Annotated in this window: 25 protein-coding genes and 1 tRNA gene; 17 read left to right on the plus strand and 9 right to left on the minus strand. The window is 47.2% G+C overall.

Annotation, left to right across the window (positions count from 1 at the left end; translation table 11 throughout):
- Positions 1 to 15 precede the first annotated feature (15 nt).
- Positions 16 to 675 (minus strand): type IV pilin-like G/H family protein, encoded by a 660-nt coding sequence (locus ON05_RS21270; protein ID WP_010469030.1) that lies wholly within the window; start codon positions 673 to 675, stop codon positions 16 to 18.
- A 222-nt stretch (positions 676 to 897) separates the two neighbouring features.
- A tRNA-Arg gene (locus ON05_RS21275) sits at positions 898 to 971 on the minus strand.
- Between the two features lie 85 nt (positions 972 to 1,056).
- Here ON05_RS21275 and moaC point away from each other — a divergent pair.
- The 4 genes from moaC to ON05_RS21295 all read left to right on the plus strand — a co-directional run bounded on the left by moaC (position 1,057) and on the right by ON05_RS21295 (position 3,578).
- Positions 1,057 to 1,554, plus strand: coding sequence for a cyclic pyranopterin monophosphate synthase MoaC (gene moaC, locus ON05_RS21280; protein WP_010469029.1), 498 nt, complete (start codon positions 1,057 to 1,059; stop codon positions 1,552 to 1,554).
- Positions 1,555 to 1,695: 141 nt separating this feature from the next.
- Positions 1,696 to 1,887 carry a hypothetical protein gene (locus ON05_RS21285; protein WP_010469027.1) on the plus strand — a complete coding sequence of 64 codons (192 nt, stop codon included), beginning with the start codon at positions 1,696 to 1,698 and terminating at the stop codon, positions 1,885 to 1,887.
- A gap of 153 nt (positions 1,888 to 2,040) precedes the next feature.
- Positions 2,041 to 2,658, plus strand: coding sequence for a glutaredoxin (locus ON05_RS21290; protein WP_010469025.1), 618 nt, complete (start codon positions 2,041 to 2,043; stop codon positions 2,656 to 2,658).
- A gap of 134 nt (positions 2,659 to 2,792) precedes the next feature.
- Positions 2,793 to 3,578, plus strand: a complete 786-nt coding sequence (locus ON05_RS21295; protein ID WP_010469023.1) for an ATP-grasp domain-containing protein — start codon at positions 2,793 to 2,795, stop codon at positions 3,576 to 3,578.
- Between the two features lie 30 nt (positions 3,579 to 3,608).
- On the opposite strand, the gene ON05_RS21300 is transcribed toward ON05_RS21295, so the two are convergent.
- Entirely contained in the window at positions 3,609 to 4,259 is a 651-nt protein-coding gene (locus tag ON05_RS21300; RefSeq protein WP_010469021.1) for a GIY-YIG nuclease family protein, read from the minus strand.
- Between the two features lie 134 nt (positions 4,260 to 4,393).
- On the opposite strand from ON05_RS21300, the gene ON05_RS21305 reads away from it, so the two are divergent.
- From ON05_RS21305 to ON05_RS21330, 6 genes are all read left to right on the plus strand, one after another.
- A complete protein-coding gene (locus ON05_RS21305; protein WP_010469019.1) occupies positions 4,394 to 4,855 on the plus strand; it encodes a carboxymuconolactone decarboxylase family protein in 462 nt (153 codons plus the stop codon).
- A gap of 8 nt (positions 4,856 to 4,863) precedes the next feature.
- Positions 4,864 to 5,268, plus strand: coding sequence for a hypothetical protein (locus ON05_RS21310; protein WP_010469017.1), 405 nt, complete (start codon positions 4,864 to 4,866; stop codon positions 5,266 to 5,268).
- Positions 5,232 to 6,152, plus strand: coding sequence for an RNA polymerase sigma-70 factor (locus tag ON05_RS21315; protein ID WP_010469015.1), 921 nt, complete (start codon positions 5,232 to 5,234; stop codon positions 6,150 to 6,152). Before ON05_RS21310 ends, ON05_RS21315 begins: the two co-directional genes overlap by 37 nt.
- A gap of 186 nt (positions 6,153 to 6,338) precedes the next feature.
- Positions 6,339 to 6,596: a hypothetical protein gene (locus ON05_RS21320; protein ID WP_010469013.1), complete on the plus strand. Its 258-nt coding sequence runs from the start codon at positions 6,339 to 6,341 to the stop codon at positions 6,594 to 6,596.
- A gap of 7 nt (positions 6,597 to 6,603) precedes the next feature.
- On the plus strand, positions 6,604 to 7,080 hold the full coding sequence (locus ON05_RS21325) for a putative molybdenum carrier protein (protein WP_010469011.1): 477 nt from the start codon (positions 6,604 to 6,606) through the stop codon (positions 7,078 to 7,080).
- A gap of 19 nt (positions 7,081 to 7,099) precedes the next feature.
- Positions 7,100 to 7,582 carry an SRPBCC family protein gene (locus tag ON05_RS21330; RefSeq protein WP_010469009.1) on the plus strand — a complete coding sequence of 161 codons (483 nt, stop codon included), beginning with the start codon at positions 7,100 to 7,102 and terminating at the stop codon, positions 7,580 to 7,582.
- Positions 7,583 to 7,647: 65 nt separating this feature from the next.
- Here the strand turns inward: ON05_RS21330 and ON05_RS21335 are convergent, their stop codons facing one another.
- Both ON05_RS21335 and ON05_RS21340 read right to left on the minus strand, forming a co-directional pair.
- On the minus strand, positions 7,648 to 7,803 hold the full coding sequence (locus tag ON05_RS21335; protein WP_010469006.1) for a hypothetical protein: 156 nt from the start codon (positions 7,801 to 7,803) through the stop codon (positions 7,648 to 7,650).
- Between the two features lie 102 nt (positions 7,804 to 7,905).
- Positions 7,906 to 8,181: a hypothetical protein gene (locus ON05_RS21340; RefSeq protein ID WP_010469004.1), complete on the minus strand. Its 276-nt coding sequence runs from the start codon at positions 8,179 to 8,181 to the stop codon at positions 7,906 to 7,908.
- Between the two features lie 637 nt (positions 8,182 to 8,818).
- Between ON05_RS21340 and ON05_RS21345 the strand changes: the two genes are divergently transcribed.
- From ON05_RS21345 to ON05_RS21355, 3 genes are all read left to right on the plus strand, one after another.
- The gene (locus ON05_RS21345; RefSeq protein ID WP_010469002.1) at positions 8,819 to 10,543 is read left to right on the plus strand and encodes a DEAD/DEAH box helicase; all 1,725 of its coding nucleotides are present in this window, start codon (positions 8,819 to 8,821) and stop codon (positions 10,541 to 10,543) included.
- A 191-nt stretch (positions 10,544 to 10,734) separates the two neighbouring features.
- Positions 10,735 to 11,097, plus strand: coding sequence for a photosynthetic/respiratory NAD(P)H-quinone oxidoreductase subunit C (gene ndhC / locus ON05_RS21350; protein ID WP_010469000.1), 363 nt, complete (start codon positions 10,735 to 10,737; stop codon positions 11,095 to 11,097).
- A 75-nt stretch (positions 11,098 to 11,172) separates the two neighbouring features.
- Entirely contained in the window at positions 11,173 to 11,721 is a 549-nt protein-coding gene (locus ON05_RS21355; RefSeq protein WP_010468998.1) for an NAD(P)H-quinone oxidoreductase subunit J, read from the plus strand.
- An 80-nt stretch (positions 11,722 to 11,801) separates the two neighbouring features.
- Here the strand turns inward: ON05_RS21355 and ON05_RS21360 are convergent, their stop codons facing one another.
- The 4 genes from ON05_RS21360 to ON05_RS21375 all read right to left on the minus strand — a co-directional run bounded on the left by ON05_RS21360 (position 11,802) and on the right by ON05_RS21375 (position 15,229).
- Positions 11,802 to 12,905, minus strand: a complete 1,104-nt coding sequence (locus ON05_RS21360; protein WP_010468996.1) for an inositol-3-phosphate synthase — start codon at positions 12,903 to 12,905, stop codon at positions 11,802 to 11,804.
- Between the two features lie 430 nt (positions 12,906 to 13,335).
- Positions 13,336 to 13,575 (minus strand): hypothetical protein, encoded by a 240-nt coding sequence (locus tag ON05_RS21365; protein WP_139025596.1) that lies wholly within the window; start codon positions 13,573 to 13,575, stop codon positions 13,336 to 13,338.
- Positions 13,576 to 13,777: 202 nt separating this feature from the next.
- The gene (gene scpB / locus ON05_RS21370; protein WP_010468995.1) at positions 13,778 to 14,275 is read right to left on the minus strand and encodes an SMC-Scp complex subunit ScpB; all 498 of its coding nucleotides are present in this window, start codon (positions 14,273 to 14,275) and stop codon (positions 13,778 to 13,780) included.
- Between the two features lie 93 nt (positions 14,276 to 14,368).
- The gene (locus ON05_RS21375; RefSeq protein ID WP_010468993.1) at positions 14,369 to 15,229 is read right to left on the minus strand and encodes an ABC transporter ATP-binding protein; all 861 of its coding nucleotides are present in this window, start codon (positions 15,227 to 15,229) and stop codon (positions 14,369 to 14,371) included.
- Positions 15,230 to 15,331: 102 nt separating this feature from the next.
- Between ON05_RS21375 and ON05_RS21380 the strand changes: the two genes are divergently transcribed.
- The 4 genes from ON05_RS21380 (at position 15,332) to ON05_RS21395 (ending at position 20,482) form a co-directional block, all read left to right on the plus strand.
- Positions 15,332 to 15,532, plus strand: coding sequence for a hypothetical protein (locus tag ON05_RS21380; RefSeq protein WP_010468990.1), 201 nt, complete (start codon positions 15,332 to 15,334; stop codon positions 15,530 to 15,532).
- A gap of 464 nt (positions 15,533 to 15,996) precedes the next feature.
- Complete coding sequence (locus ON05_RS21385) at positions 15,997 to 17,055, plus strand: glucokinase (protein WP_010468987.1); 1,059 nt, start codon at positions 15,997 to 15,999, stop codon at positions 17,053 to 17,055.
- A 95-nt stretch (positions 17,056 to 17,150) separates the two neighbouring features.
- Entirely contained in the window at positions 17,151 to 18,698 is a 1,548-nt protein-coding gene (locus tag ON05_RS21390; RefSeq protein ID WP_010468985.1) for a mercuric reductase, read from the plus strand.
- A gap of 104 nt (positions 18,699 to 18,802) precedes the next feature.
- The gene (locus ON05_RS21395; RefSeq protein WP_010468983.1) at positions 18,803 to 20,482 is read left to right on the plus strand and encodes an alpha-glucosidase; all 1,680 of its coding nucleotides are present in this window, start codon (positions 18,803 to 18,805) and stop codon (positions 20,480 to 20,482) included.
- Positions 20,483 to 20,553: the final 71 nt, after the last annotated feature.

Below are 20,553 nucleotides of genomic sequence, written 5' to 3' on the forward strand. Positions count from 1 at the left end.
TCCCTAATCCTCGCGCTAGGGTTCACAGTCTATAGGAGGAGGAGTTTTGGATGCGGATTCCGTCTCACAGATAAACGCATTGGTAATCCCATCTTTTACAGTGACTACGCCACTAAAACTTTTGGTGTCTGAGCGCTTGGATGTCGCAGTTGCATAAGCTCGGTTCTCGTCACCTGAAACAATCTGAATATCATAAGATTCGGCATTAAAACGGCTGAGTTCTAACTCTTCATAAGACGTCGCAAAAGTTGGATGCTCAAGTCGATGAGCTTGTTGGGCTCTATTTATAGATCCAAGAGCACTTTTTGCACCAGCTTCTCTCGCTCGACTTGCCTGATTATTTGCCTGACTAGTGATGGCATCAAACAAGGAAACGGGTTTGATGTTCTCAGGTAAATCAGTCTTGTCTGAAACTTTTGTGAGTGGAATTTCAAATACTTTGTCCTCTGTCGTTGTTGGGTCGGGGGCAATCAGATAGACCTTTTGATCTGGCCCTAAGACAAAGGTAACCGTTTCGCCTCTGGCTGGATCTTTCAATTCCCAAGTTCCTTGCCAAGTATTGCTTGTAGATGAATTGTCACCAGTTGGGTTCTCAGTAGAACAACTCGCCAATAATAGAAAAGCTGCAACCGTACTTAGAAGAGCAGTAGGATATCGCAATGATTTATCAGGCATAGAGTAATGGCTACCTCAAATAACAAAATGACGAACCAAAAATACTTGTCCAATAGATTAGCCTGAGTTTGACCTTTCAATAGAAATGACGGCTTTAACTCAACCTTCTTTACATGAAGTGCTTAAAGACAAAACTGGCTTTGTGTTAGGAAGCGTCGTTAGCAAAAGTAAACCCCAGAAAGGATAAAACCATCTGGGGTTACTGGTAATTTTGAAATTAAACGGGCTAGGAGGGATTCGAACCCCCGACACCGTGGTCCGTAGCCACGTGCTCTAGTCCACTGAGCTACAAGCCCCTAAGGGATTATCATCTTACCACAGCCTAACAGTATAGCAAGAACAACTTGTGAAAGCTGTCCACATTAGGAGTCCCTCATCATCATGACGAATCAAAATCCAGCCCTGACTCACCTTGATCACCAGGGGGAAGCCCAAATGGTGGATGTTTCAGAAAAGATCGCAACGGTAAGGATGGCAACTGCCACGGGCCAGGTAAAGATGACCGATGAAACCTTCGAAGCCATCCAAGCAGGGAATGCCCCTAAAGGGGATGTTCTGGGTACTGCCCGACTGGCCGGGATCATGGCAGCAAAACAAACCTCTCAACTGATTCCCCTCTGTCATCCTCTACCACTGAGTAAGGTTGAGGTTTCAATTCAGCCCCAACCCGCTTTGCCCGGATATGAAATTCAAGCCCAGGTCAAAACGAAAGCTGAAACGGGTGTGGAGATGGAGGCTCTCACAGCCGTTTCCATTGCGGCTTTAACGCTCTATGACATGGCTAAAGCTCTGGATAAATCCATGCAGATCGTCAATGTCCAATTGCTGGAAAAAATTGGGGGGAAGTCTGGACACTGGCGAGTAGGTTCTACCGATTAGGAAAGTTGGAATGCGATCGCATTCCAACTAATCGGTTAAAACCCCAATTTGTCCTCTCATACAAAGTTCATCTCCACTTCAGGAGCCTTTCTGTTAAAGCAGACATAGTACCTATAGACGAGCAGCTATTAGGAGTACACTATGTCAGCCTTTAATGTCTTAGTCACGTTGTATCGTTGGACAGAAAGATTGGATTCCGTTGAAGTCGATATTCCGAGTAGAGATCGTCCCTTCCGTGAAGATACAACTTCGGGAACTATCCTTACTGGGCTAGTGAGCGTTCCAGTGGAGTCAGAAATCCGAGAGTGGATGACGGAATGGTGGCAGCCTTAGCTCAGACTCCTGAGCCGGTCCAAATGCAAGAGCGGCCCCATCGTATATGAATTACAAAAAGGCAGGATCTCATCAAACACTAAGCCTGGTTTCAGTGCATTTTTCTTTGGAGTAGCCATAGTGGGGATGTGAAGTTAATAGCGAGCACACACTATGTCAGGCCACGAAGTTAATATCACCTTGTATCGATGGGCGGGAGCATGGGGACCTTTTAAGGTCAAAATTCCTTGTGGCGAATGTACTCTGACCAAGGATGTCATTTTAGACACTTTGGAGCATGAGTTAGCAGGCATTCCCGTCATACTCGAAATTCGCGAGTGGCTCACAGAGTGGTGGAAGCCTTTACTCAAAGGGGGATGGCATGCTCCGATTGTGATGGTCAATGGCAAAGTGATTAGCCAAGGTCATGCACTGAATCGAGGACTACTGACAGAAGCCGTTACAGCTGCCTACGCATCCAAAGCCCCTATCCAAAGAAGTCATTTATTCGGTAAAGAAAGCTGTCCCCACTGCAAACGCGCCAAAGCTTATTTAGACCAAGCGGGTATTCAGTATACCTACCACGATGTGGTTCGCAGTCCTCGCTCACTCTACGAAATGTTGGCCCGAGTAAAGCCCCTCGTTGGCCCCAAAACCCCTATAACTGTTCCCCAAATTTGGCTGGGAGGGCAGTATATTGGCGGGGCTGATCGACTAGAGCAGGTCATGCATGAGCAAGGATTATTCCGGCCTGAGTACAACACTGTGAAGACTACTCTTCAACCTAGATGAGAAAAAGGTGGGGTGTACTAACTTCCAGTTAATAACGACAGGCTAGAGTAGAGACATTGCCGTAAGCGGAAACGTTGAGTCCCGTTAAGCTAATACACGAACAACGAGAATAGGATTGATCCATTCTTGAGTAGATGAATTCTCTCGTTTCTTTATCCATGCCACCGATTAATCGAGCTTTTATTCAAGAGCTAGGAAATGGAAGACTAGAAGCAGAAGAACAACTGGTGGTTGAAGCCTTAAAACAGAAAGGAATACCGTTTTCCTTCTTCACAGCTAAGCGTATCCGTCGCCGACAGCTCCCTCTGGATGGACATTCACTGGTTATTGGCGATATCCCTTGTATTTTAGGGGCATTGAAACAACTGAATATTCCTGTGCCAGAGCTGAATGACTATCCAGTTTGCCTAAACAGCTTCTTGCATCGGCAGCTTTGGCAATCCACCTTATCTGAATTAGCCACAAGATTAGAGAAAGGGGACTATCCAGCCATTTTCGCCAAACCTTGTTCTCGTCGGAAGCAATTTACGGGGGCAATTTTCCAATCTGAGGCGGATTTAGCCCAGGCTTCGGGAATATCTAAGCATGAAAAATTGATTTGCGCCGAAGTCGTCCACTGGCGCAGTGAGTATCGCGTTTATGTTGTTCGGTCTCAGATTAGAGGGATTCACCACTATGAGGGCAATCCACTTGAACCAATAGATCGAGGCGTTGTTGAAGAGGCGATCCGTATCCTTAACGAATCGGGTGAGGCTTATGCAGGTTATGCCATTGATTTTGGTGTACTCGATTCTGGCAAAACCGCTTTGATTGAAATGAATGATGGATTTGCCGTTGGTGCCTATGGGGTAAGTGCCCAAGATTACACCGATATGGTTTGGGCGAGATGGGAAGAGCTGCTCAGCCAGATGGCAACCTAGCTGACATATAGAGAAGGCTTTACTTCAGCCTTATTCAGCATGGGTTTCTTTGGTTTGTTCTCGGATCACTTCACTCCAGTTATCGTCTTTGATCGCCGACTCCAAATTCTGACGCCGTTCTGCTTCGCTCTGGGGCTGGGTACTGCCAGCAACACCTAAAGCCATGGCCTTTTGCAACTTCACCTTTTTCTCTTCATAGGCTTGCCGCTCTTGAGCAGACATGGCTTGAATCGCTGCATCCTTGACCGTGCCAGCCCATTTACCATCTCCGGTATTTCCAGGGGGAAGACTGGGGAAAGCTGCGATCCATTCATCTCTTAACTGCTCCATTTCAGCCCGTTTGGGAAATTTAAAGGGCTGGACTTTAACTTGGGCGCAAATCTCCTCGCCATGTTGGGAAATATGGCTCTTCAAAGAGAGGGAAACATTGCGGGAATAGTTTACGTATTGAGGATTACCTGCTTGATCAAAGACCGCATAAACCCCCGCAATCTTGGCTTCTCCAGAGGCTTCACACCAAGTGGCAACAGGAATCGGAGATTCAGCAGCTTGATCTGTGGTTGGGGTCGTTGTGGTTTCAGCAGTATGTTCGTCATCGGAGCTGTAGAGAAAATCATGCAATCCTTGATGGGCTTGCGGTACATTTTGATGCTCAATTGCATTCGGATTTTCGATACCCACAGGTTTAACTCCCTTGCCGACATGCTCTCATTATCAGTCATCATGATCCCCTCGCCAGAAAATTTAGCCAAACTTGTCACAGCTGGGCCACCTCTCCCGTCTCCTATATAGACATGTAATTTTGGAGAGATTCCATGACGCAACGATTCGATATCAGTCAATCCGATCCAAACGCATATCAAGCCATGGTGGGGTTGGAAACCTATCTCCGTAAGTGCGGCCTGCAGCCACAATTACTGCATTTAATTAAAACAAGAGCTTCTCAGATCAATGGCTGTGCCTTCTGCATTGATATGCACACCAAAGAAGCCAGAGCCGATGGCGAATCGGAACAACGGCTCTATGGGCTCAGTGCCTGGGCAGAAACCCCCTTCTTCACCCCTGCGGAACGAGCTGCCCTAGCCTTAACTGAGGTGGTCACCCGGATCTCTGAGCAAGCGGTTCCTGATGCGGTCTATGCTGAAGCGTGCCAACATTTCTCTGAAACAGAAGTGACACAATTATTGATGGCCATTGTGACTATCAATAGTTGGAATCGACTTGCGATCGCATCCCAAGTCCTACCCGGCAGCTATACCGTACCTGTCGCCGCTTGAGCCACATCATGAATCATCAAACAGCCCCCATCACCCGAGTGGTGATCGCCCATACTCTGATCAGTGCTCTACATGGCCTAGCCCATCTGCTGATTCCGGTTCCGATCTCAGTCCTACAAGCCCTGTTTATTGCGGGGGTGATTTCAGCCCTGCAGATCGTTGCCGTGCTTTTGGTCTGGAGACAGCAGGTTAAATGGGCTTCAACGGTGCTGTTAGTATCAATGGCAGGGTCCTTACTCTTTGGTCTATACAACCACTTTGTTGTTATCAGTCCAGATCATTTTTTTCAGATGCCTCCCACTAGCTTGGGAGTTCTATTTCAGGTCACGGCAGTTCTACTGACCGTCTCGGAAGGCATTGGTATTGGAGTCAGTGTATGGGCACTCAACCCTCGACAGCCTCTCAGTCCCTAACAGATGATTTTTTGGAGCATTGGTCGCTTTTGTTTGCGATCGCATATCGGATGCTGGGTACCGTTATGGATGCCGAGGACATGGTGCAGGATACCTTCCTCAAATGGCAGACTGTATCTAAATCCCAGGTGCGGTCTGCTAAAAGCTATTTGACCACCATCATTACTCGGCTGTGTATTGATCGGTTACGATCCGCTCAAGTCCAGCGCGAGCAATATATTGGCCCTTGGCTACCGGAGCCGATTGTCACTGCTTTCTCAGCTGATCCCCACTATCAGGTGGAACAGGCTGACTCCCTAACCATGGCCTTTTTGGTCATGCTAGAGCGACTCTCTCCCATTGAGAGAGCCGTTTTTCTATTACGAGAGATCTTTGACTATGACTACGACGAAATTGCACCTATTGTTGAAAAGAGTACGGTGAACTGTCGCCAAATTGCTCGCCGTGCTCGTCAACAGGTAACGAAACCGCGATCACGGTTTTCAGCTTCCCCTGAACAGCATCACCAACTCACCTTGAAATTTATGCAGGCTTGCCAGCAGGGAGAGATGGAGGATTTACTCCATTGTCTGGCTGATGATATTACCCTCTGGTCTGATGGCGGGGGGCAAGTTACCGCAGCCCTTAAGCCCATCCAGGGTTCAGTAAAAGTGAGCGGTTTCCTCCGTGCTATCTATCGGTATCAGAGAAAATTGGGGTTCATTCCAGATCTTGAATTAGTACAGGTCAATGGCCAGACTGGCATTCAGTTCTCCATCGCAGGCCAAGTGGAAACAATTGCTGTTTTAGAAACGACCGACCAACAGATCATATCGATCTTTTTTATCAGAAATCCCCAGAAATTAAGGATAGAGCAAATCCATCATTCCAGCATTTTAGATTGAGAAAAATCTAAGTTCTCCTGCTCAAACTTCAATCATGATGCACTCATGATTTATGATGTCTTTTTCTACTAATGGGTAATATACTCTATAAGGGAATTACAGTAAGCTGACCATTTACTCAAACAGCTAAAAAACGAAACGTCGCTAACAGTCAGTGCAAGTTGTAAGTCAATCTATGGGGGGATTGTGACTGACCTTCATATCAAAGCCTTAGATTTAGCCCAAGAGGGGAAATGGCATGAAGCACATCAATTGGTAGAGCATCAATCGGATCAGACCTCTTGCCTGATTCATGGCTACTTACATCGGGTCGAAGGCGATTTAAGTAACGCTAAATATTGGTACCGTCGAGCTTGCGAAGAGATGCCAGATAATACTTTGGCCGAAGAGTTAAGGTGTTTGTATAAAGTTGCCAAGTCTGTAAAAAAACGCCAACAGCTATAGCAATTTTATGTCTGTCTTGTTTCAGAAAATCGTGTCCGGTGGCCAAACAGGGGCTGATCGAGCTGCCTTGGATTGGGCTATTGTTATGGAAATTGAACATGGGGGATGGTGTCCCCAAGGACGACAGGCAGAAGATGGGATTATTCCAACCTGTTACCCCTTACAAGAAACGCCCTCTTCAGACTATGCTCAACGAACAGAATGGAATATTCGCGACTCTGATGCTACAGTCATCTTTTCCCTGTCATCCTTTCTTAGTGGAGGCACCCTCTTAACCCAGCAATTGGCCAAGCAAATCCAAAAGCCTTGGATACATCTCCATGCAGGTATGGGGATAAAGAATGGCGCTGTTGTTCTCCATCAGTTTGTCAGCCAGTTCTCGATTAAAGTCCTAAATATTGCTGGCCCCCGACAGTCGGAAGAACCCACCATTGGCGAGTTCTTGACCCAAGTGATGAACACTGCCTTTACTAGAAATAATTAGCCCCTTTCCCTGGCCTGAGATGCATCATGTCCACGTCAAAATTGTGATTCGAGCTGATCAACAAACCGTTTTTCAGGCCATTTCCGACCATGAGAAGTTCTTGAATCGTCCTGAAGTTAAGTGCCAACTTATCCAAGAAGGTTTCGACTCCATCAATGGCTGCGGTGCCATCAGAGAAGTTACTCTATCCTGGGGCACTTTTCAGGAGGAAGTGACCGTTTTCCAAGCCCCTAACCATTTTGAATATAAGATTCGGTCTTTCTCCAATGCTCAGGGAGAATCAGGTCCCTTCTGGCATGATCGAGGCTGGTTGGATTTTTCATCTGAAAACGAGGGAACACAAATCGATTGGCATACTCGATTTGAAATCCCTAGTCCAATGGGTCAAAGCATCATCGAATGGTTAGCTGGGTGGCGAACCCAAAGGATGTTTATGAAACTATTGCACCAAGTCAAAACCAAACTTGAGAATTCTCTGACGGTTGATACCATAAGTTGCTAAACAGAACCATCGCCATCATGTTGTATGAGACAGTTCCATAACTTTTGCTCAAAGGCAGTCAAAGGCTAGGGAATCAGGCGATCTCTATGGATTTGATGATTCACAACGGTAGATCGAATACGCTGGGAAGCTTCCAAACTCAAAAGCCCCAACACACAATGGTGTTGGGGCTTACACAAATTCGGGATCAGCAGTTCAATCAGGTACTGTTGCTTTTGCAATATCCTTGGCTCAAGTGAGTCTAGGGGTCAACCGCCCTGTTCTAGTCCGCAATCCTGTCTAATGAGGAGCATCAAGCAGTCGAAGAAAATGTCTCAAATCGTCTAAGAAGCAGCAGCTTCAGGAGAGCCTTCCCAAGGATCTTCAACAAAAGTGACCTTAGAAGGATCTGTTTCCTGAATTAACTTCATTTCCATTAATTCTTCGATTAATTCAACCAAAGTTTCCAATGAATTATTGGCCTTAATCAAGAGTTGTTGAAAGGTGGCATTGCCCTTTTGTTGAGCAATAAATTGTAGAAGTTGTAGGGCAGGTTCACTCACATCCTGGTGAACGGTGTAGCGTATATGGGTAAGTGAGGAAAGTTTGCTCCGGGGCATGCTAGTCTCCGATAATCATCTGCTAAGGGCTCTTTCATGCCATTACTAAAAACGGCATTCTCTATACTTAGGATGCCCAAAGTTCCTAGCGATAATAAAGTCAAAAACAAGATTAATTTGAGATAGGAATCTCAGCATTTTCCAGCACTATATTGTGAATTTCTAGTCAATTTACAAAAAGGGCTATCAAAGACAAAGTTCAGTCTTGTTCACAATCCGATAATGTCACCGTTAGAAACTCAGGGGTTAGGTAATGGTCAATCAGGGAGTGTCGGGAGCATGTCACTTTTGCAAGCTAGTATTTATACTCATCTCAGAAATCTTTGCTAGCCTTGCTTTCAGACACCAAATTTTTAATTCTAAATTTTGTGCATCTGCAAAGGTGACATGCTCCCGGGAGTGTCCCCCTTGGGAGTTGAAAGATAAACCGTTCTATCCGGTTTATCAGCCCTATTTCAGAGCTATATCGTTTATGATAGTTAAGTCTTCTGTAGCTAGTGTGTTGGGTCAATCCGTCGCCACAAGCTGGCCCAGACTTCCACCCCTGCGTCCGGGGTATAGCAATATACCCATGTTGTTCCTAATGCCCGATTTGATGTGATGCTGTCAAATCCGGTTACCCATTCATTATTCCCCTATGTCACAACCTACCCTTTCTCGGTTTGCCGATCTTGCGATCGCACCTCCGTTGCTGCAAGCCGTTGAAGAAGTCGGCTACGAATCTCCTTCTCCGATCCAAGCCCAGAGTATTCCTCCGTTATTAGCAGGCCGGGATTTGCTCGGCCAAGCCCAAACGGGAACGGGTAAAACAGCCGCCTTTGCGCTCCCCCTGCTGAGCCAACTGGATCTATCCCAAGCCCATCCTCAAATTCTGGTCTTAGCGCCAACCCGAGAGTTAGCGATTCAGGTGGCCGAAGCGATGCAGACTTATGCTCGCTATCTGCCTGGCTTTCATATCGCCACCCTTTACGGTGGACAGAACATCAGCACTCAGCTCCGACAACTCCGTCGCGGCGTTCATGTGGTTGTAGGAACCCCCGGACGACTGATCGATCACCTCCTCCGAGGCACCCTCAAGCTCGACAACCTCTCGACAGTTGTTTTAGATGAAGCCGACGAAATGCTGCGTATGGGCTTTATCGAAGATGTTGAGAAAATCCTCGACGAAACCCCCAAAGGACGGCAGGTCGCTCTATTTTCCGCCACCATGCCCTCTGCGATACGGCGAGTGGCACAGCGACATCTCAACGATCCTGTTGAAATTAAAATTAAGTCGAAAACGGCAACGGTTTCGACGGTCACCCAGCGTTATTGGCAAGTTCGCGGCCTCAGCAAGCTAGATGCCCTGACCCGCATCCTAGAAGTTGAAGACTTTGAAGCCATGCTGGTCTTCGTTCGCACCAAAGTCATGGCAGCCGAACTAGCTGAGAAGTTAGAGGCGAGAGGATACTCCAGTGCAGTCCTCAGTGGCGATATTAGCCAACCTCTACGGGAAAAAACCATTGAACGAATCAAAGCGGGCCGTTTAGATATCATCGTCGCCACGGACGTGGCAGCTCGGGGACTGGATGTCGAACGAATCAGCCATGTGATTAATTACGACATTCCCTACGATACGGAAACATACGTCCATCGCATTGGGCGCACTGGGCGAGCTGGTCGACAAGGAGATGCCATCCTGTTTGTGTCTTCCCGGGAAAAGCGGATGTTGCGCTCCATTGAGCAGGCCACCCGCCAGCCCATTCAGCCCATGCCAATTCCCAGTCATGCGGATATTGCCGATCGCCGGATTGTCCAGTTCAAGCAGGTGATTACAGACACCATAGAAGATCAGGACCTTGGCTTCTTTGAAGACCTGATCTCCAACTATCAACAAGAACAGGACCTGAGCTTACGAGAAATCGCTGCGTCCCTGGCCTACTTAGTCCAAAAAGATAAGCCCTTGGTCCCCCCCAAAGAAGATTTGTCTTCAGACCCAGGCCATGCGGTTCAAACCAGTAACTGGGCCGCTGATTTGGGTAAGCCTTCCCATCAGCAAATGCAGCTCTTCCGCATTGAGGTGGGTCGCCAACATGAGGTAAAGCCGAAGAATATCGTCGGTGCGATCGCAAATGAAGTCAACCTCGCCCCCCGCTACATCGGTCAAATCAAACTGTTTGATACCTTCAGCACGGTCTATCTACCGGAGTGCATGCCGAAGCCCATTTTTCAACATCTCAAACAGGTTCGAGTCCGGGGGCAGAAGTTAAATATTAGTCTGTGCACAAAAGAGGAGCGATCTAGAAAGCGCTCCGGTAAATCCGTCCACAAAGGTCGCCATAAAAAGCATTCTCACCGCAAAGCAAAGGCTGGCAAAAGCTAAATTCGTCAATCCTTTGTCTTTCTCACTCTGAACAACCCTCAGAATGTAGGGATGAGACAACCACAGGATTGACCTTGATCAGAAAAATCTAAAGCATAGCCTCGGTTTATTTTCCTAAACCCGGGGAATAGGGAAGTCTGACCTTATAATGTTCTACAGAACTCGACGAGAACACATCCAACCTCTACTATATGTTTGCTTTAAGCGGCTACGAATATCTATTAGGCTTCTTACTCCTGTGTAGCTTGGTCCCAGCCTTAGCCCTCAGTGCATCCAAAGTCCTTCGTCCCAGTAACCAAGGGGCCGTTCGGCGGACAACCTATGAATCCGGCATGGAGCCTGTCGGTGGAGCTTGGATTCAATTCAACATTCGCTACTACATGTTTGCCCTGGTTTTTGTCATCTTTGACGTAGAAACGGTCTTTCTCTACCCTTGGGCGGTAGCGTTCCATAAACTAGGTGTTTTGGCCTTTATCGAGGCTCTGATCTTTATTGCCATCCTGATTGTAGGTTTGGTTTACGCCTGGCGAAAAGGAGCCTTAGAGTGGTCCTAGTTAGGTTAGATATCCACTCTTCCTCTTTCAAAAAACGTCTTCTTCATTTTCTAGCGCATATCAAAGGAGCAAACGGTGGCAGAGTCCTCTTCCGAATCAACCCAAGACGAACAATCTGTTGCAGAAGAACAAGCAGCACCCATTATTGAAGCAGGTCCTGTCGCCAAGCATCTTACCCAAGCAGGTTTCAAGGTTGAAGCCCTGGGTGCCGATCATCTCGGCGTAGAAATGATCAAAGTGACCGCTGACCAGCTGGTGGATGTGGCAGCTACTTTGGTCGATGACGGATATAACTATCTCATGTGCCAAGGCGGATATGATTCAGGGCCAGGCCAAGAGTTGGTCAGTATGTATCATCTGCTGAAGCTCAGTGATGATGCAGACCGTCCACCAGAAGTCAGAATTAAAGTTTTTCTCTCTCGAAAAGATCCCCGCGTTCCCTCTCTATATTGGGTCTGGAAAGCCTCTGACTGGCAAGAGCGTGAGTCCTATGATATGTATGGCATCGTCTATGAAGGTCATCCGAATCTGACGCGTATCCTTATGCCTGAAGATTGGGTCGGCTGGCCCCTACGCAAGGATTACATCAGCCCTGATTTCTATGAACTCCAGGATGCTTATTAATCCCGTCTAATTTTCGGTCAAGACGAAAGCCCCGCTGATTAAATCAAGCGGGGCTTTCATTTCTCAAAAATATAGCAATATTAGTCGTCGCGGCGGCCAGCAATAAAATCTTCAGTCATCTCGTAGGCTTCCTGATCCGTAAACTGCTGAGGTGGATGTTTCATAAAGAAAGATGAGGGAGAATGGAGAATTCCACCTTTCTTGGCTTGAAGGGCCAGTTTGCAGCAGCGAATAGCATCAATAGACACTCCGGCAGAATTAGGAGAGTCTTCTACAGACAGGCGAAGTTCCAAATTCATCGGCACATCGCCAAATAGCTTCCCTTCCATGCGGATAAAACAGACTTTATTATCCTGTTGCCAGGACACATAATCGCTTGGCCCCACATGAATATCATGATCTTCTAAGCGATCACCCAAAACCGCCTGAACCGCCTCGGTTTTCGACTCTTTTTTCGAGGCGAGGCGACTGCGATTCAGCATATTCAGAAAGTCTGTGTTACCCCCTGTATTAAGCTGATAGGTTCGCTCTAACTTTACCCCACGCTTCTTAAATAAGTCGGACAGAGTGCGATGGGTAATGGTGGCTCCTAGTTGAGCTTTAATATCATCGCCAACAATGGGGAGGTTATTTTGCTTAAACTTCTCGGCCCACAGGGGGTTACTGGCGATAAAAACCGGAATGCAATTAACAAAGCCAACGCCCGCGTCAATTGCACATTCTGCATAAAAGTTCGTAGCTTCTTCGGAACCGACGGGTAAATAGTTGACGAGAATCTCGGTCCCAGAGTCCTTAAGGGTTTTGACAATATCTGCTTTAGACGGTTCTGCTGCCTGACTGAGAATAAACGTATATTCAGGCTTGTGATCGGTCATATGCTCAGAAAAGCCATCCAAGACTTTACCCATAGAGACTTTGACGCCACTGTCGGGAATATTTGGGCAAAAGACCGTGGTGCAGTTAGGCGGAGAAAAAATAGCTTTAGAGACATCCTGACCCACTTTGCGCTCATCAACATCAAACGCTGCAACGACTTCAATATCGTGGGGTTTAAACCCACCGATATCCCAATGCATGATGCCAATGGCGTCCTCAGGGCTTTTAGTTCTGTAATATTCAATCCCCTGAATCAGGGAGCTTGCACAGTTGCCAATCCCTATTATCGCTATCTTGATTTTTTCCACTAAAACTTATCTCCTTCGCAGAATTTAGGGTTTTGAGCAACCTGTTTGTTATCCAACCAAATGGCCGTAATGTAAAGCCCTTCATCTAAAAATTTTGATGGCAGCCAAACAGATACGTTCTTGTGCGAAAAACTGCTAGAGCTGATCGCGACAATCCCTGAATATCAACAACTTTTTGGTGAAACAGTTCAAGAGTCTGATGAAAACACCCTTCCCAAGTAGATACAACGACAAAAGACCAAAACAATTGTTCCAACAGCCCAGGTTCCCATGGGATAAGAACATCATTGGGGTTGGATTCTCGCTTTAGTCTAGGTCCAGCATGCCAAGGAAGAAGATCAAATCTGTTCACCTAGTATGTTAGGGGACAACGGTATAGCGCATATCCCTGCACTCTACTAGAAGATATTAACTTAGCTTTCACCATTCGTTAACCGGAGTTAACCAAAAACCTATGGTAAACCGAAGCGGTACACAAAAGAAGTAAATTCTTGAGATGCCGGAAAATGGCACCAACCCCATATCGAACTTTATGCAGATGGGACGTTGTCGGTATGAGTTGACGATCGCAATGCTGTAGCGAGTCGAGTTGCTGAAATAAAGCGGTGTCAGTTTGGGCTAAAGCAAGGGGTAAACAAGCCCGTTTTCTCTGACATGTATCGCATAACATACAGAGTCTATATCCTTACGAATTGGGAGGTATTGACTAATCACTAGGATGAGTAAGATCTTAGGGTTTGCTGACAAATCAACCTAAAAATCGCACGTTAGATAGAAGTAACGCTCGGTTGAGTTTGACAGCCCTCGTAAATCTAGCAACCTCCATTCGAAAAAGCGGTTGCCTTGACTACAAAACTCAAATTTGATCAGCGCTAAATTTTGGGAAGCTGGTCAATCTCAAAATACTGATAGAACTGATTGGTCACCTGCACCCGGTAAGACCGTCCAGTCGATTGGCGACGTCTTTGCACAAATCCTTGATCAATCAAGTCATGAACATGCTGATAGGCACCTGACCCCCTTAATTCCACCAAATCAGTTTGGGCAATGGGACCTTTCAAGGCAATTGCCGCTAATGTTCTTAAGGCACCTACTCCAATATCAACGGGAACAAGGGTATTCACCATGCTTTTGTAAGTTTGACGGAGTTGCAGGCTATAACCACCATCAGTTTCAACAATTTCTAGAGCACTATCTCGATGGGCATAATCTTGCATTAGTTCGATCAAGGCATCCTCTGCATCATCGCGATCACATTGGGCGTATTCCACAATTTTGCTGAGGGTCAACGGTTGGGCTTTGAGATAGAGAATGGCCTCAATCACCGTTGCTAAACGGGTAGATGCGGCTGTTTCAGTAGTACCAACCACAGTAAACGCTCCTCGAACAATGCAGGGGTAAAGACAATCTGTCTTGCGCCAATGATAGCTTCTCTACCCGCGATCGCAACAATAGGCCAGGATTTAATCCAAATTGCGTCCCGTTAGTTCCACAAAAATATCTTCTAGGTTGGCAGGACGAACCATCATCCCCACCCGATGGGTTTGACGATCCAGATAGTCTTGGGCTGCCGCCAAGGTGGGGAAAAATTGGTAATCCCATTGGGGACGGCTACTTTCTCCCACCTGTTTAACCAACAACCCTTCTCCATGCTGTTGTTTGAGTTCTGCCAGGGTGCCTAGGGCAATCAGTTGGCCCTTGTCGATAATACCGATGCGATCGCACAAGGATTCCACCTCTTCCATATAGTGGGTGGTCAGTACAATTGTCATTCCTTGGTGGTTTAACTCCTGGATAATTTCCCAAATTCTTCGCCTCGATTGGGGATCAAGCCCGACCGTTGGCTCATCCAGAAATAAAATTTGAGGCTGGTGCAGAAGCGCTCTAGCAATTTGCAGTCGGCGCATCATCCCGCCCGACAGTTGGCGGACAACATCTTGCTGTCGCTGCAGCAGGTCAACATAGTCCAAGTAGTGGTGAATTCTATCCTGGCGGAGGGATTTGGGTAAATGGTGCAGGCGGCCATGCATCTCCATATTTTCCCAAACCGTTAGATCCTGATCCAAACTGACCTGCTGCAAAACCACACCAATTTTGCGCTTAATTTTTTGCCCCTGATCAATATCCAGCCCCGCAATCTGAATATTTCCTTGAGACGGTTTGGTGAGGGTGGTCATCATCCGAATCGTGGTTGATTTCCCAGCTCCGTTCGGCCCTAGCAGTCCAAATATCTCTCCTGATTGAATCCCTAAAGACAGGTTATTGACCACTGTAACTTGGTTATAGATTTTGGAAATATTCTGAAGAGAAACAGATGAATTCATGGATGTGATACGATAAATTGTTCCGCCGACTTCATCTCCTTTCGGTTAGGTGGCGTTAAAGTCCACTAAGATTCGAAGTCCATCGTCCTTGTTGAGGTATTTATGGCTAAGCGCCGCAACCTAAAAAAAGAAAAAGCCCTGCGAAATCAAGCTTATGCCCGGAAGTTTCGTAAGCGTTCAGGATCTGGCCGCTTCGGTCGACGTCAGTATAATTCTAATCGTCAAGAATCCAATTCTGACAATCAAAACGGAGATAATCAGGACTCGAACAACTCTTCTGATACAGCCACAGCTTCAGATTAGTCTTTCCTAAAGCCGTTATCCTTGCTTCGGGGGCCTTTTTCCCGAATATATCTAGCTAAACTTGAGTATCCAAGGGTGATGTAACCTTTGGATGCTTTTGTGTGGGCGGGTATAAACTGTACTTGATCCGTCCTCACTCCTTTGTAAGGTTGGTTGATAGGTTGATCGACCTCGTTTTTCTCAGTTTTCTCAGCAAACCCTCTAGTTCCTCTCAGGTTAGTGCTTTTATCTTTTCAGGAAAACATCATGGTTTTCTCAGAGTAAAACCCTAAGATACCGGCAAAAGAGCTGAGAGGAGTATATTAGATGGGATAGATTTCTAATGCTGTTCATTACACAATTAAACGGATTCTTTCACCTTCTTTTGTTATCCTTTGCAAGCTTGAATTAAAGTTGTCAGCCGCATAAAAGCTTAGGGGTACCATCGCAAGAAGACCGAGAACCGTTTAGGCAAAGGGGAGACTATGCAAACCATTCTTGCTGGGGATATTGGAGGCACTAAAACCATTCTGCGCCTCGTTAAAGCTGAACCGTCGCTGTCCCTACCCTCCATTCCCCAACTGACAACCATATCCGAGCAGACTTATCCAAGCCAAGACTTTCCAGACTTAAGCCCTATGATTGAGCAGTTTCTGGCTCAATTCGATACAGGAACGGCCACCCAGGCAGCCTGCTTTGGCATTGCTGGCCCTGTGGTCGATGACACGTCAGAACTCACCAACTTATCTTGGTCTCTAAATGCTCGTCGTCTGGAGTCAGAGTTTGGCATCAACCGTGTTGCCTTGATCAATGACTTTGCTTCAGTGGGGTATGGCATTTTGGGCTTAGGAGAGCAGGATATTGCGACCCTGCAGGCAGTCCCTGCAAACCCGAAAGCCCCCATTGCCGTCATTGGTGCCGGTACTGGATTAGGGGAAGGATTCCTAATGCCGAATACTAAAGGTTATCAAGTCTTTCCCAGTGAAGGGGGGCATGCAGATTTTGCGCCCCGCACACCGATCGAATTTCAGCTGCTCGATTTCTTGCGAGAGGAGATGAAGCTAGACCGGGTTTCTGTGGAACGGGTCGTATCCGGTACTGGGATTGTCTCAATCTATCGATTTCTGCGCAGTTTAGGGCAACATTCAGAGTCATCTGAAATGGCTCAAGTCTTTCAAGCCTGGGAGCACAGGGAGGATACAGCCGAAAATTTAGTTGATCCAGCAGCTGCGATCGCACAAGCCGCATTGCAGAAAACGGATCCCCTTTGCCAGCAAACCTTAACCCTCTTTGTCGAAGCCTATGGAGCCGAAGCCGGGAATCTAGCCTTAAAACTGTTGCCCTATGGGGGACTGTATATTGCCGGGGGGGTAGCAGCCAAAATTTTGCCCCTACTGCAGACAGGTGCATTCCTTAAAACATTTCAAACCAAGGGACGGGTTAGTCCCCTCCTTCATAAAGTCCCCATTCATGTTGTACTCAATCCCAAAGTGGGGCTCATGGGTTCTGCTATTTATGCAGCCCAGCTCTCAGCAGATTCTTAGAATTTATCCGCATAATGGTTGCGTTGATTTCGACTGCTCTGGGAAAGAGTTTTTCGTTTCTATCCCCATCTAATCCTGAGGAGTTTTAGCAGCCCATGACACAATCTTCGTTCTCTGGTGTGAACATCCCTCCCATGGATGTTCATAATCGCAAGCTGGTGAATAACGTTCATCCGCCTGATTGGGTGAATCCTACCCCGGTTGAATGCTATGACCTCGTTGTGATTGGTTCGGGAACGGCGGGTTTAGTTACCGCTAAGGGAGCAGCTGGTTTAGGGGTTGGCCTTAAGGTCGCCCTCATTGAAAAGCATCTGATGGGTGGAGATTGCTTAAACGTTGGTTGTGTCCCCTCCAAATGCCTGATCCGATCTGCCCGCGTCGCTGCTGATATGCGGGATTCTCAACCCTATGGGATTCATCCACCCACCCAGATTGATGTCGATTTTCAAGTCGTGATGGAGCGGATGCGTGAGGTTCGCGCCCGCATTAGTCCCGTGGACTCTGCTGCTGCCGCTGCTAAATCTGGGGTAGATATGTATTTAGGAGAGGGCAAATTTACAGGTCCCAATACCATATCCGTAGATGGTAAAACCCTCCGGTTTAAGAAAGCCGTGATCACCACAGGCGCAAGAGCGGTTCGCCCCCAGATCGAGGGCATTGAAGACGTTGGGTATCTCACTAACGAAACCGTTTTCTCCTTGACGGAGTTACCCCAGCGATTAGCCGTGATTGGAGGTGGACCGATTGGCTGTGAACTCGCCCAATCCTTTCATCGACTTGGTAGTCAGGTGGTGCTCTTCCATCGAGGGGCTCATCTAATGAGTAAAGAAGATGCTGATGCGGCAGAAATTGTCCAGCAAGCATTTTTAAAGGAAGGCATTAAGCTGGTGTTGGCTTGTCAGATGAAGCGGGTCGAACGTACGCCAGCGGGCAAAGTGATTCACTTTGTTTGTGATGGCCGAGAAGAATCCGTGGTGGTTGATGAAATTTTGGCCGGTGCTGGGCGCGATCCCAATGTCGATGGACTCAATCTTGAAGCGGTAGGGGTTGAATATGACAATCGCAAGGGGGTCGCCGTCAACGACTACCTGCAAACCACAAACCCCAAAATCTATGCAGCTGGTGATATCTGCATGAACTGGAAATTTACCCATGCTGCTGATGCCGCTGCCCGCATTGTCCTTAAAAACACTTTATTTTCACCTTTTGGTATTGGTAAATATAAACTCAGCGATCTGGTGATGCCCTGGGTAACGTTCACGGATCCTGAAATTGCCCATGTTGGTTTATATGAGGGAGAGGCCCAGGACCAGGGTATGGATGTTAACACCATAAAAATCCTGTTTGATGATGTGGATCGAGCCCTTGCAGACGGAGAAGAAGATGGTTTCGTCAAAATCCATCTCGCCAAAGGCTCAGACAAAATTATTGGGGCCACCATCGTCGCCCGCCATGCAGGCGAAATGATCAGCGAAATTACCACGGCCATGATTGGCAAAGTGGGTTTGGGCAGTATGGCCAGCGTTATTCACCCCTATCCCACGCAAGCATCTGCTATTAAGCAGGCGGCAGATGCCTACCGTCGCACCTTGTTAACACCAAAAACCATTAAGTTCCTGGGCTTGTTAACCAAACTCTCCTAGTCGCTTACTCAAAAACTCCAAAAATATTTGGCGCATTTTTATAGCCAGTCCATACCTCCTGGCTGTAAGTTTGGGTGTTGTTATCTATATCAAGGAAGATCTGAATGTCCTCAGCTTTAGACGCCAATCACAAGTGGTGGCACGGGGGAGTAATTTACCAGATCTATCCCCTGACTTTTGCCGATGGGAATGGGGATGGGGTGGGTGATTTACGGGGGATTATTCAACGGCTGGATTACCTAAACGATGGCGACCCGGATAAAACGGCTGACTTGGGCATTGATGCCATTTGGCTGTCTCCCGTTAATCAGTCGCCCATGGTGGATAACGGCTACGATATCAGTGATTATCGGGATATTTGCCCCATCTTCGGCACCCTAGCAGAGTTCAAAGAGCTGCTAGAGCAATGTCATATCCGAGGGATCCGGGTGATTATGGATATGGTGCTGAACCATACCTCCAATCAGCATCCCTGGTTTCTTGAATCCAGCACTAGCCAGGACAATCCCAAAAGCGATTGGTACCTCTGGCAAGATCCGGGCTATAAGGATGGGCTTCCCAATAACTGGTTGTCCTATTTCGGCGGGTCGGGCTGGACTTTTAATGAAGACCGTCAGCAATATTACTTTCACGTTTTTAATGAAAACCAGCCTGATTTAAATTGGCGCAATCCTGAGGTGAAGGCCGCCATTTATGACATGCTGCGCTATTGGCTTGATATGGGCGTTGATGGCTTTCGGCTAGATGCCTCTAGCGTCTATAGCAAGGACCAATATTATCGGGATAACCCGGTCAAATTCGGGGCAACCGATAAGAATGCCTACTATAACCAGGATCACCTCTACGACAAAGATCTGCCTGACAACCATGGGATTATTCGAGAAATTCGTGCCCTGATGGACGAGTACGAAGACCGGGTCCTGATCGGTGAGACCTTTATCGACAGCCGTTTATATGACTCCAATAGCTTCTATGGGGTCAATAATGATGAGCTGCATCTCCCCTTTGCCTTTGAATTTCCCTTTAGTCCTTGGTATCCCGGCTATTTACAACGGGAAATCGAAAAGAAGGAGCGCATCACCCCGACTGGGGCTTGGCCCACTTATTTTCTGGATAACCACGATTTACCTCGCCATTTATCTCGCTGGATTGAATGTGCCTTATGCACGAACCCCACGGAAATTGCTAAGGCCGCAGCCACTCTCCTGTTAACGGTACGGGGAACGCCTGTCCTTTACTATGGCCAGGAAATTGGCATGGTAGACAACGAAGATATCCCCCCAGAACTACAACGCGATCAGGCGGTGGTGGCTAGCCCCACAGGAGAGTTGCCCCCCAACCGAGACGGCTCCCGTACGCCGATGCAGTGGGATGGGTCTGCGAATGCTGGGTTTAGCTTTGGTAAGGAGGTTACCCCTTGGCTCCCAGTTCATGCCAACTATCAGGAAATTAATGTCGAAACGACTTTAAAAGATGAGGAGTCGATCTTAAACTTCTACCGCAAGCTACTCTATGTGCGGGCTCAAAGTGAGGCACTCCGGTTTGGCAGCTGGCGGACGCTGATTCATTATCCCTATGAACATATGGCTTATCTGCGGGAGACGGCATCTGAGCAGGTGCTGATCTTGATCAATTTTGCCTATGAGAAACCTTTAGAGTTGGATGAGTCGATCACCCCAGAGGGCTGGACGGTTTTAGCTTCGAACCAATGGGAGTCTGGGAAAACCTTGGCACTCCCTGAGAATTTGCAATCCTTCGAAATTGATGTTTTAAGAAAAGCATAAAGCTCAGGCGAACATCCCAAAATTATTGGTCCGTTTACATAATCTTCATGCAGTTTCAATAGAAATATTCA

Origin of the sequence: Acaryochloris sp. CCMEE 5410 (assembly GCF_000238775.2) — a bacterium.
GTDB lineage: Bacteria > Cyanobacteriota > Cyanobacteriia > Thermosynechococcales > Thermosynechococcaceae > Acaryochloris.